The 12,789-nt window shown below is 47.7% G+C and carries 10 protein-coding genes and 1 pseudogene; all 11 read left to right on the top strand.

Annotated elements, in window-relative coordinates; genetic code table 11:
* Window positions 1–74: 74 nt before the first annotated feature.
* Window positions 75–1,862 (top strand): cache domain-containing sensor histidine kinase, encoded by a 1,788-nt coding sequence (locus tag ABID13_RS09460; RefSeq protein ID WP_048930021.1) that lies wholly within the window; start codon window positions 75–77, stop codon window positions 1,860–1,862.
* A gap of 19 nt (window positions 1,863–1,881) precedes the next feature.
* Window positions 1,882–2,451 carry a response regulator gene (locus tag ABID13_RS09455; RefSeq protein WP_048930020.1) on the top strand — a complete coding sequence of 190 codons (570 nt, stop codon included), beginning with the start codon at window positions 1,882–1,884 and terminating at the stop codon, window positions 2,449–2,451.
* Between the two features lie 206 nt (window positions 2,452–2,657).
* Window positions 2,658–3,386, top strand: a complete 729-nt coding sequence (locus ABID13_RS09450; RefSeq protein ID WP_242849253.1) for a helix-turn-helix domain-containing protein — start codon at window positions 2,658–2,660, stop codon at window positions 3,384–3,386.
* 95 nt (window positions 3,387–3,481) lie between these two features.
* A complete protein-coding gene (locus ABID13_RS09445; RefSeq protein ID WP_227162503.1) occupies window positions 3,482–4,768 on the top strand; it encodes a sugar ABC transporter substrate-binding protein in 1,287 nt (428 codons plus the stop codon).
* 106 nt (window positions 4,769–4,874) lie between these two features.
* Window positions 4,875–5,795: a carbohydrate ABC transporter permease gene (locus ABID13_RS09440; RefSeq protein ID WP_007865803.1), complete on the top strand. Its 921-nt coding sequence runs from the start codon at window positions 4,875–4,877 to the stop codon at window positions 5,793–5,795.
* Window position 5,796: 1 nt separating this feature from the next.
* The gene (locus ABID13_RS09435) at window positions 5,797–6,639 is read left to right on the top strand and encodes a carbohydrate ABC transporter permease (protein WP_007865806.1); all 843 of its coding nucleotides are present in this window, start codon (window positions 5,797–5,799) and stop codon (window positions 6,637–6,639) included.
* A gap of 35 nt (window positions 6,640–6,674) precedes the next feature.
* Entirely contained in the window at window positions 6,675–8,795 is a 2,121-nt protein-coding gene (locus ABID13_RS09430; RefSeq protein WP_048930018.1) for a glycoside hydrolase family 127 protein, read from the top strand.
* Window positions 8,776–9,804 (top strand): zinc-dependent alcohol dehydrogenase, encoded by a 1,029-nt coding sequence (locus ABID13_RS09425; protein ID WP_048930017.1) that lies wholly within the window; start codon window positions 8,776–8,778, stop codon window positions 9,802–9,804. The genes ABID13_RS09430 and ABID13_RS09425 overlap by 20 nt, the downstream gene beginning before the upstream one ends.
* 53 nt (window positions 9,805–9,857) lie before the next feature.
* Window positions 9,858–10,718 carry a transketolase gene (locus ABID13_RS09420; protein ID WP_207740165.1) on the top strand — a complete coding sequence of 287 codons (861 nt, stop codon included), beginning with the start codon at window positions 9,858–9,860 and terminating at the stop codon, window positions 10,716–10,718.
* Window positions 10,719–10,720: 2 nt separating this feature from the next.
* On the top strand, window positions 10,721–11,650 hold the full coding sequence (locus ABID13_RS09415) for a transketolase family protein (protein ID WP_007865813.1): 930 nt from the start codon (window positions 10,721–10,723) through the stop codon (window positions 11,648–11,650).
* A gap of 49 nt (window positions 11,651–11,699) precedes the next feature.
* Window positions 11,700–12,599, top strand: a pseudogene (gene garR / locus ABID13_RS09410) (2-hydroxy-3-oxopropionate reductase); the annotation flags it as partial.
* Window positions 12,600–12,789 lie beyond the last annotated feature (190 nt).

Below are 12,789 nucleotides of genomic sequence, written 5' to 3'. Positions count from 1 at the left end.
ATTCTGAGAATATATCCGGACATAAACCACTTCGGAAATTACATGTTACACAATAGGGAAAAGGCAGGGGACATATGAAGGGGATACGAAAATACTGGAGTAAACAGTCATTTACAAAACAGATATCTGTTGTATTTATCTTGTTATTTACAGCGCAGATCGTATTTCTGGCCGGTATAAGCAATACGTATCTGACGGATATTATTGAGAAAAAGATCATTGGTTTTTTTAGTATAGCAGTGGGACAGGCAGCATCCAATATAGCGGCAACCCTGAACGGATATGAGGAAGCAGTGAATCAGATGATTATAGATGAAAAATTTCTGGATCAGATGGAGCGGTTTGAAGAAGCCCAGGGGCAGATGGAGCTGAGTGTAAAGCAGGAACTGAGAAAGCAGATGCGGACCTATATGTCCTACCGGCCTCAGGTATGGTGCATGGCCGTTGAGACTGAGAATGGAAAAATATTCAGTTCGGACAGGCTTCAGATCGATTCTTTATACCAAAAAAGTCCGGAACTGTATGGCCGGTATTTTTCACAGGTGGCAAAACAGGAGATCCTTAAGGGGGAGTGGATTCCTACAGAGTATTATGACAGACAGGGAACCTCGGATTATTATCTTTTCACATACCGGAAGCGGCTGATGGATTTCTACACGACCAAGTATGTGGGAACCTTTCTCATGGGCGTTAATGAACTGGTACTTTCAGATATATGCCAGGAGGCTCAGATCACACCGGACAGGGATACGAATTATAATTTTATCGTGGACCGGAACAACCGGATCGTTTCTCATTATGACAAGTCCAGGATAGGCACGGATATTACTGATATGGACGGATGGGAACAGCTGGTTTTGGGAGACGGCCGGAATGTGCATCTGGTAAAAGATAACCATGAGGAAAAAACAGTGGTGCTGGTGGATATTCCAAAGACATCCTGGCGCCTGGCCGGTGTTCTGGATAATGACTACATACTGAAGGAAATCAGAAATTTCCAAAAGATCATATGGATGATAACCATTTGTCTGATGGTACTGGGTGGATTCTTCATATGGATCCTGTCCCGAAGGTTGTCGGCTTCTGTTAAGCAGGTTGTAAACACCATGAAGGAGGTAAGGGCCGGGGAAATGTCCGCCCATATGGAGATGGAAGGCAAAAATGAAATATCCATCATAGCCAATCAGTTTAATAAGATGATGAAACAGATCAATAATCAGATGGACGAGATCAAGCAGGTAAGTGAAATGAAAAAAGACGCGGAGATCAGGGCCCTCGAAGCCCAGATCAATCCTCATTTCATCTATAATACCCTGGATTCCATCCATTGGCTTGCCATAGAAAACGGGGAGGATGAGATCAGTGAAATGCTCAGTGAGTTTGCCCAGATCCTCAGGTACCAGATCAGTGGAAGCAATGCTGTGGTTAAAATAAAGGATGAGATGGAGTACCTGAAAAAGTACCTCTTTCTTCAAAAAATCCGATTCATGGATAATTTTGAATATGCGATTGACTGTGAGGAAGGAATCCTGGATTGTCATATCCATAAGATGATATTCCAGCCTTTTATTGAAAATGCGATAATCCATGGATACGCAAACATACGCCATGGAGGACTCCTGCGCATAAAGATTTATCATATAAATGAAACCGAGATCTGTTTTTCCATTATGGACAATGGACGGGGAATGTCGCCGGATAAATTAGGGGAAGTTTTTGGGAATGATGGAGGTACTCCGTCTATTGGCGTATCAAATGTATTGGCCAGGCTGAAGCTTTATTATGGGGATAACTACAGGCTGGAAGTACACTCAGAGGTAAACAGGGGGACTTCCATTAAAATTACCATACCAAAAATGTGATGCAAAAGAGGATGATGAGATGAAGATCATAATTGTGGAGGATGAAAGAAAGTCATTAATGGGACTTACAGCCCTGATCAGCCAGCTGGAAGAAAGATGGAATATCGTGGGGACAGCCGGGAATGGAGAAGATGGGACACGGCTGATCGCTAGGGAACAGCCGGATGTGGTCATCACGGATGTCATGATGGAGCAGATGGATGGATTGGAAATGATGGAGGCGGTGAGGAATCAAGGCAATGAGTGTAAATTTATTGTTTTAAGCGGGTTTGCTGATTTTAAATTTGCCCAGAAAGCAATTCAGCTTGGGAGTGTGGACTATCTCTTAAAACCCGTAACTAAAAAAACATTGAGGGAAGTGCTGGAACGGGTGGAACAAAAGATCAGGGAAGAAAAGCATCAGATACGGCCGTCCACCTTTTCTGAGCAGGAATTATGGGAGCGGTTATATTCAGTTCCTGAAGATGCAGCCGAGAGTTACCGGAGGGAGCTGGAAACCAGGATGGCGGGCAGAGGCGTATATCTGCTGATGCTGAAAGGGGATACTGGTTTTACCGTATCAGAAGAAAAAAGTGGAAGGAAATCATGAAGTATTACCTGGCAGACTTGGTATTTTATTCATTTTCCGGAGATAGGCATAAACTGTTTTATACAATTGAGCCACAAGGGTTTTCATGCCCTGAAACGCGGATACGGGAAGCGCTGAAGCGCGGGAAAAGCCTGTTCCACAAGCCCGTTGTAGCGGTATCATACCCACTTGGGAGGTTAAGTGAATTTTACAGAGCGCTTAAAGTGATGGAGGATAACAGTAACTGGGGACTGTCCGTTATACAGATGGATATTGTAAATGAGGAAAACCTTAAGACAGTGGCCTGCAGTAAGTTTATTTATCCAATGGAGATTGAACGGAATATGATCTGTCATATTGCGGACCTGGACATGGAAGCAGTCCGGGAGGATCTGCGGGAATTTGAGGAGTATCTGAAAAAACAGGTTTACCATTATGCTGATATACGTGAGGCAATGCTGTGTATGACAGTTGCTATTTTGTATGAAATCCGAAAAACAAGCTATGGAATATATGAGGAGATCAGTCATCTGAATGTACTGGAGTGGGTAAAAACCAGAATATCCACGGACACCTATGCAACCATGATGTTGAATATTCTGAGCGAATTTAAACGTTATAAAGATAATGTACATCACTGTGATAATGCGGTGATTAATGAAATATTAAATATTATTGAAAAGGAATACAAAGAAAATATTCTTGTGGAGGAAATGGCGCGCCGTTTTAACCTTACTCCTGAGTATCTGAGCACTCTGTTTGTACGGGAACTGGGAATCAAGTACACGGCATACTGCACCCAGGTTAAGATCGAGCATGCAAAAAAGCTTTTAAGAAACAACAATATGAAGATTTACGAAGTAGCTGAACAGAGCGGATACCTGGATGTAAAATATTTTTGTAAGGTGTTTAAAAAGTATACGGGAAAAAGCCCCAAGGAATATATCCAGATGTAACGTTTGTTTTGGACACCTTTCTTAGAAATGTAGAATGGGAAAAAAGATAAGGAGATGGTATTCTTTAATCAGAAAATAAACAGGGAGGGATTTCAATGAGAAAAGAACACAAATGGTTATGGGCGGCAGCAGCGGTCGCAATGGCGGCAGGAATCTGTATGGGGTGTGGCGCAAAGTCTGACGGGGGAAAAGACCAGGCCGCTGTGCAGGAGGAAAAAGGCCGGGAGGAAAGCACAGAGCAGGCAGCTGCATCACAGAATGGGGGGGATCAAAAGATCACATTACTTTTAACATATCCCAAAGAAAAGGCGGTTCTTTATCAATGCATCGAGGATTTTACAGCTGAAACCGGGATACAGGTGGAGATTCAGTATATGCCTCTGGCGGATTCCAGGAAGCAGATCAATATCATGGTGGCCAGCGACAGTCTTCCGGATGTAATGGATGTGGACAACACAGATACCGCTACTTATGCAAAAATGGGAATCCTGGCAGATATCACGGACCATGTTAATTCAGAACTGGAGCTGGACCAGTATTATAGCAGCATCCTGGGACAGAACCAGTATGAAGGAAGGTATTATGGCCTTCCATTTACATCCAATAATCTGTGTCTTTATTATAATCAGGAATTACTTGATAAAGCAGGTGTGACAGAGGTCCCGGCAAGCTGGGATGAGGTTCTTGAGGCATGTGGGAAACTAAAGGAAATTGGGGTCAATGGATTTGGTGTGGCGGGAAGCCAGACAACAGATACCACGTTCCAGATGTGGCCCTTTATATGGGGATCCGGCTCTGATGTAGACCATATTGATTCTCCCGAGACAGTAGAAACGCTGAAATTCTATGAGACAATGGTGGAAAACCAGTACATGAGTACGGAAGTGGTGAACTATAATTCCGGTGATAATGCAAACCAGTTTATTGCAGGCAAAACCGCAATGATCGTTGACGGTCCATGGCGTCTCAGTTCGATTCAGGCTGATGCCGGTTTTGAATTTGGCGTGGCCAAGATCCCTGAGGGAAACGCCGGATTTAAGACCGTTCTGGGAGGCCATAATTTTGCAATTTCCAATACGGGAAATGTGGATCTAAGCTGGGAATTTGTCAAATATATGAACAGGCCGGAGGTCATGGTAAAGTACAGTGAGGCCGAGAATTATATTCCGTCCAGAAAAGATGTAGCTGCAGAATCTGAGTATTTTGCTAAAGAACCTATACGGACATTTGTGGAAATGCAGGATTATGCAGTGGCAATGCCGGTGGAAAATTATAATAAGATCAGCGATATTCTGATCGAGATGTGGCAGTCGGTTGTGCTTGGAGCCAAGGATCCGGAACAGGCAGCCAAAGATGCAGGTGCATCCATAGCAGGATTATAATAAAACAAGATATATAACAAAGCGCTGCAAACACATGGCAATTGTGCTTTGCAGCACTTTTTATGCCAAAAATCACGTTAAATGAGTTGGAAAGCGGTGATCATTGATGATAAGAAAGAAAAAAGTTCCCATTTATAACAGATATACAAAGCGGGAGATTATGGCCGGATACTGTTTTATTCTTCCAGCAGCAGTGTTTCTGGCACTGATCGTAATATATCCGTTAATATACAACTTGAGTATGAGCTTTCATGAAGTAACGCTGGAAACCTTCCGGGGAGGACAGCCCTTTATCGGCCTTGAGAATTACAAGGAAGTCCTGGCCATGCCAATGGTGAGAAAGGCCATATGGAACACGATCTATTTTACGGTAATGTCCATTATATTTCAGTTTGTAATAGGGTTTGCCCTGGCCCTTCTGTTTTCCAAGGCATTCAGGCTCAGCAAGATATCCAGGGGCCTCTTGATGGTGTGCTGGCTGGTTCCTGTTATTGTATTTGCCTCTGTATGGAAATGGATATTTGCAGGGGACGGTTCCGGCATTTTGAATTATTTCCTGACACAGCTGCATATTGTTAAGGCGCCGGTTTCCTGGCTGACCACGGAAAGGGGAGCCATGACAGCCCTGATCATTACCAATATCTGGAGAGGCGTGCCCTTTAACATGCTTTTGCTTGCCACAGGGCTGACTACATTGCCGGAAGAGCTGTTTGAGGCAGCTGCCATTGACGGGGCAAACCGCATCCAGAGATTCCGCCATATTACACTTCCACTGCTTAAGCCCACCATCCTCAGTGTGGTGACACTTGGGTTTATCTATACATTTAAGGCATTTGACCTGATCTACATTATGACAAACGGAGGTCCCTTAGATTCCACACAGATACTGGCAACAGCCTCTTATAAACTGACATTCTCCAATTTTGAATTTGGACAGGGGGCAGCAGTGGCCAATATTATGCTGATCCTCTTACTGGTAGTTGCCATATTTAATTTGAAATTAATGGAGAAAGATGAGGTGATGTAACATGGATAAACGGAAAAAACGGGAACAGGTACTGTTTAATCTGATCGCACTTGCTGTTCTGATCTTATTTTTGTTTCCCATCTATTGGATGGTGATCACCTCCCTCAAATCTTCCAGAGAAATTTTTGCTGAGGTTCCAACCTTTTTTCCTAAGAAGATTGAACTTGAGGGATATATTTCCCAGTTGTTTGTCAGAGGAAGCGTACCTATCTGGATCAGCTTTAGGAACAGTTTTGTTATAGCAGCAGCCACAACTGTCATATCTACACTGCTGGCCACCCTGTCCGCGTATGGTCTGGCCCGCTTTAAACTGAGTATCAACCGGGCGGTACTGCTGGCGATCCTTATTACACAGATGCTGCCCACCGTGCTGTTCCTCTCCCCTCTTTTTATGACATTTAAAAAGATAGCAATATTAGACACCCTGGCAGCGCCTGTTATTTTTACCTGCCTGCACAGTATTCCTTTCTGTATCATTACACTCCGGCCATATTTTCTGGATATTCCAAAAGAGCTGGAGGACGCCGCTATTATTGACGGGTGCGGCCGGTTCCAGGTGTTCTGGAGAGTCATGGTACCCATTACGTATCCCGGCATTGTAGTCTCGGCTGCATTTACCTTTCTCTGGGGATGGGGGGACCTGATGGGAGCCCTCACCTTTATTAAGACAGACCGCCTATATCCTCTGACTGTTAATATGTATAAGGCAATAGGGGAATATGGGATCGAGTGGAACAGCCTGATGGCATTTGCGGTTATTTTGACCATACCTGTGCTTTTGATATTTATATGTCTTCAAAAGTATCTTATCACCGGTATTACGGCTGGTGCGGTAAAAGGATGAGTGCGCCCAGACAAGGAATATGAAAGGATGAATATATGAATGAGAGATGGCAGAGATCCCTCCCTGTAAGCTGGAAAAAGGTAAGATTTACAGGAGGGTTCTGGAAGAAGAGACAGGAGATCAACGAACAGGTAACACTTCCTGCTGAATATGAGCAATGCAGGAGTTCAGGCAGGGTGGATTCAATAAAATGTATTTATGATCCCGTGGAAAACAGTGGCCCGGCAAAGGGCGTGTTTACCATAGATGGTGTCCTGGAGGAGAATCTGACAGATGGGGAAAAAGTCCCCAGGCCGCATCACTACTGGGATTCTGATCTGGCAAAATGGATTGAGGGAGCATCCTATGCCCTCTGGTATCAGAGAGATCCGGAGACAGAAGCAGTCATTGATGAAATCGTTGATGACTTTGAAAGGCTGCAGATGCCCGATGGATATGTGAATACCTATTATACGGTAGTTGAACCTGGAAAACGCTGGACCAATGTCCACCGCATGCATGAACTTTATTGTGCCGGGCATTTGATCGAGGCAGCTGTTGCATATTATGAGGCCACGGGAAAAACAAAACTGTTGGATATCGTAGAGCGGTATGCCCATCATATTAACCGTGTATTCGGTCCGGCAGACGGTCAGATCCATGGATATCCAGGCCATCAGGAGATAGAACTGGCCCTTGTAAAGCTGTATCGGTTGACTAAAAATCAGACCTATCTGGAACTGGCAGCGTATTTCCTGAATGAGAGAGGAAAGCAGCCGTACTTTTTTGAGGAGGAGGCAAGACAGCAGGGAAGGGACCCGGAGGACGGCGGACCAAAGGGGATATTAGGGAAGAGTTTTCTGGCACAGGGCCCATATGCACTGTTTCAGGCTCATCTGCCTGTCAGGGAACAGATGACGGCGGAAGGTCATGCAGTCCGGCTGGCTTATATGGGAGGAAGTATGGCGGATGTGGCGGCAGAGACCGGAGATAAGAGCCTATGGCAGGCATGCGTCCGTCTATGGGATAATGTTACATTAAAGAGAATGTATATTACCGGAGGCATAGGTTCACAGGATGGGTGCGAGAGGTTCAACTTTGATTACCAGCTCCCCAATGAAGAATCATATCATGAGACATGTGCATCTGTTGCCATGGTAATGTGGGGATTCAGGATGCTTCAGGTGGTACCGGACCGCAGATATGGGGATGTGATGGAACGGGCATTGTACAATGGGGTGCTCAGCGGGGTTTCACTTAGCGGTGACCGCTTTTTCTATGCGAATCATCTGGCTGCCCATCCGGAAATGTTCCGGGACAGGATCATTAAGAACCCGCGTATGCTTCCTAAGCGTCAGCGCTGGTTTGCCGTATCCTGCTGCCCCATGAACCTGGCCAGACTGCTGGAATCCCTCAGCGGTTACCAGTATACCCAGGGGGAACTGGCTGACGGGGGACAGGCGGTATACGTGCACCTCTACCAGGAAGGCAGGGCTGATATTGAAGTTAAGGATAAAAGGGTTGTCATCCGGCAGGAGACAGCCTATCCATGGAAGGGAGATATCTCTGTGACGGTAGAGACAGACCTGGACGAGGCATGGGCCCTGGCTTTCCGGATACCGGAATGGGCCGGGCAGCCCGCACTGGAGACAGAGGATGCGGATATCTGGGAAGACAGAGGGTATCTTTATGTAAGAAAAAAATGGAACAGGAATGGACAACTGAATTTAAGCCTGCCAATGCAGCCGGTATTAGTGGAGGCACACCCGGGAGTCAGGATGGATTGCGGTAAAACCGCTATTCAATATGGTCCGTTGGTTTACTGCGTGGAGGAAGCGGATAATGGTGCGGATCTGTTTGACTGTACCCTGACCAGTGACAGCCGGTTTGAGGTGAACTTTGAAGAAGGGCTTTTGGGAGGAATCTGTACCGTCCAGGTACAGGGCATCAGGCGGGACCGGGAACAGTGGAAGGGCAGACTGTATCGGCCTGTATCCGGGTGCTATTTTGAACCGGTAAAACTGAGGGCTGTTCCATATTATGCCTGGGCCAACCGGGGAGATGGTCAGATGACTGTGTGGATGAACCACATTCCTGATATAGGCCATATGGGAATGGGTCGAATCGGTAAGGATAAGGAAGACAGGAGGAATCAGGATGAAAGGAATTGTTTATGAGGGACCCAATACCCTCACTTGCAGGGACGTACCGGATGTAGCGCCCCGGCGGGGAGAAGTAAAGATCAGGGTAAAGGCATGCGGTATCTGCGGAAGTGATGTGCACGGTTATCTGGGCATCACAGGCAGGAGGACAGCGCCAATGATAATGGGGCATGAATTCGCCGGGGAAATAGAAGCGCTGGGAGCGGATGTAGACGGATTAAGGCCTGGAGACAGGGTTTCTGTCTATCCGGTAGACTTTTGCGGAAATTGTGAAATGTGCAAAAAGGGTATGGTCCACTTGTGCCTGAATAAACGGGCCTTTGGTGTTCTGGATGTGAACGGAGCGTTTGCGGAATATATCTGCGTGCCCGCAAAATGCTGTTTTTCCTTATCAGATAAGGTTTCCTATTCAGTGGGTTCCCTGTTTGAGCCCCTGGCGGTTGCGTACAGGAGCGTGGAGCATGCAGGGGAACTGAAAGGAAAAACCGTGTTGATCGTTGGTGCAGGAACCATTGGACTGCTGGCATTGGCATGTGTAAAAATGAAGGGGGCCGCCAGGATCATCCAGTCTGATCTAAGCGATCACCGTCTAAAGGTTGCCAGGGAGATGGGGGCGGATGTGACCGTCAACCCGGGAAGCAGCGGATGGAAGGCGGAAATTCTTGCACAGACAGGTGGCAAGGGTGTGGATGTGGCCATCGAAGCAGTAGGCGCAGAACCTACGGTACAGCAGGCCATGTCTGCTCTGAGGTTTGCAGGCAAAGCCATTTGGATAGGCAATAACAAACCCATGGTTGCGGTCAACATGCAGGAGATCGTTACAAGGGAACTGTCCGTCCAGGGGTCGTTCTTGTACGGTTATGAGGAGTTTAGGACCGTGGTCGATCTTGTGAACCGGGGCAGGATCCATGTGGCCCCGCTCATAAGCAAAGAGGTAAGTATGGAGGAAACACCTGCCTATTTTGAAAAGCTGGCAAAGGATCCGGGTAACCTGATCAAGGTAGTAATGGTGGATCAGGAGTGAGGACTGTTTGGAAATAAATCATAAACACGCTCTGGGAAAGGATGGGATCCGTGATGGGATACGATGAAAAACTGATAGAAAATGAAAAACTGATAGAAGGATTAAAGAAAAAGGCCCAAAAGCTGAGACGGGATGTGATCATCAGCATGGGAGTGGGAGTGGCCGGCCACATCGGAGGGTCTAACTCTTCAGCGGATATAGTGGCAGCACTCTATTTTTATAAGATGAAGCATGATCCGAAAAATCCCAAATGGAAGGAGAGGGACAGGTTCCTGTTAAGCAAGGGACATGTTGGGATCCTTCAGTATGCGGCACTGGCGGAGAGCGGGTATTTCCCTGTGGAGGATCTAAAGCATACCAAGGAGATCGGCTCCTACCTGCAGGGGCATCCGGATGTGCAGAAGACCCCCGGTATCGAGGCCGGCACAGGTTCCCTGGGACAAGGGCTCTCCATTGGCCTGGGCATGGCCCTGGGACAGAGGCTGGATCATCTGGACAGCAGGACTTACGTGCTGGTAGGGGATGGCGAGATCGCCGAGGGCCAGATCTGGGAGGCAGCCATGGCGGCCAGCGCCTTTAAGGCCGACAACCTGACAGCCATTGTGGACAGGAACCGGCTGCAGGCCAACGGTAAGACCAAGGAGAGGTTTGACACAGGGGATATCATGGCAAAATTCCTGAGCTTTGGCTGGCATGTGATCGAGATCAATGGACATGACATGAGAGAGATCTTAGGGGCATTGGACGAGGCGGAGACGGTAAAGGGAGTGCCCACGGCCATCATAGCCAACACGGTCAAGGGAAAGGGCGTCAGCTTTGCGGAGAACGTGGTGGGTTACCACAACGGGATGCTGACAGAGGAGACCTACAGACAGGCGCTTCAGGAATTAACCGAACAGGAACAGGAGGCATAGAAATGGGGTATACAAATCAGAGAGTTGCATATGGCAATACATTAGTGGAACTGGGAAGACAGGATGAGCGGATCGTGGTGCTGGATGCGGATCTGGGAGCGTCCACCATGGGGAAGCTGTTCGAGACGGAATTTCCCGGGAGGCATTTTGAAATGGGGATCGCGGAGGCCAATATGACCAGCGTGGCGGCAGGTCTGGCCCAGACAGGAAAGATCCCGTTCACCAACTCTTTTGCAGTGTTTGCAGGCGGGCGGGCCTATGATCAGATACGCCAGACCATTGCCATAGGAAAACTGAATGTAAAGATCTGCGGATCATCTTCGGGATTATCCGATTTTGGAGACGGCGCCACCCATCAGTGCGTGGAGGACCTGGCTATTTTCCGTGCAGTGCCAAACATGACAGTCGTCTGCCCGGCGGACGCCAATGAGACTGTGGAGGCGGTAAAGGCCATAGCAGCCATGGACGGTCCCTGTTATCTGCGCTTGAACAGGAATGATTATCCCAATGTGACAAAAGAGGGAGAGAAATTCACCTTGGGCGTGCCCGGTGTTCTGAAGGAAGGAACGGATATTGCCCTGTTTGCCACCGGATATATGACAGGACTCGCCCTGGAAGCGGCCGCAGAGCTGGAGGGAAGCGTATCCGTAAAGGTCATCAATGTTTCCACCATCAAACCCATGGATGCAGAAGCTGTGAGAAAAATGGCAGAAGGCTGCCGGGCTGTGGTAACAGCGGAGGAACACAATGTTACAGGCGGATTGGGAAGCGCCCTGGCCGAGGTACTCTGCGGGAACCCCAAACCCATGAAGATGGTAGGGATCAAGGATACCTTCGGATGCAGCGGACACAATTATCAGGAGGTATTGGAGTTCCACGGCCTGACAAAGGCAGCCATTATGGAGGCGGTCATGGAGATGGCAGAGTTGTGACAGGAAAAGATGTGTACTCTCGGAATCCCCGAGAGTACACAGATATAAAAAGGAGCAAAAAGTGATGAAAATAGGATTTATCGGCTTGGGGATCATGGGAAAACCCATGGTTAGGAATCTGCTGAAGGCAGGACATGAATTGATCGTATATGATGTGGTTAGATCCAATGTGGATGAAGTAGTAAAAGGTGGTGCAAAGGCGGCTTCCTCCTCCAAGGATGCAGCTGCTCAGTGCAGCCTTATTATCACAATGCTGCCCAACTCCCCCCATGTTAAGAGTGTGGTCCTGGGAACGGACGGAGTTTTGGAAGGGGCTGCCCCGGGTACTATTCTGGTTGATATGAGTTCCATCGCGCCCCTGGCATCTCAGGAGATATGCCGGGAATGCGAAAAAAAGGGTGTAAAAATGATAGATGCGCCCGTGTCGGGAGGTGAGCCTAAAGCTATAGACGGCACCCCTTCCATTATGGCAGGCGGTGAAAAGGAGGTATTTGAACAGGTCTATGATGTGCTCATGACCATGGGGGCAAGCGCGGTCCACTGCGGGGATATCGGCGCCGGAAATACCGCTAAGCTGGCAAACCAGGTAATTGTAGCCCTTAATATTGCAGCGGTATCGGAAGCCTTCATGCTAAGCACCAGAGCTGGTGTGGATCCCCTTAAAGTTTTTGATGCCATCAAAGGCGGTCTGGCCGGTTCCACGGTTATGAATGCCAAGGTTCCTATGATCACAGGGGGAAATTTTACTCCCGGGTTTAAGATCGACCTTCACATCAAGGATTTGGGGAATGCGTTGGAGACTGGCCACGGAGTCGGCGCCCCGCTCCCCCTCACCGCTCAGGTGATGGAGATAATGCAGAACCTGCACGCGGACGGACTGGGGGAAAATGACCACAGTGCCATAGCAAGGTATTATGAAAAATTGACGGGGACAGAAATACGGAAATAGGAGTGCCTTCAGTGGTGGGGCAGTGTGTGAAGAAGTGTCCGCTGGCGGTGCGGATGAAACTGGAGAGGACTCAAAATTTTGTATGGAAATGAAAAGGGGCTGTCGGGAAATAGATGGTTCCGAACAGGGGCAGGCGTGACTCATGCGAGTCACGCCTGCCCCTGAAATTTATCCTCTAAAAAGAAAAAAA

The sequence above is a fragment of the Enterocloster citroniae genome (assembly GCF_040545455.1).
GTDB classification, from domain to species: domain Bacteria; phylum Bacillota; class Clostridia; order Lachnospirales; family Lachnospiraceae; genus Enterocloster; species Enterocloster citroniae.
The sequence above is the reverse complement of the archived record's forward strand: the minus strand, read 5'-3'. Positions and strand labels throughout refer to the sequence as shown.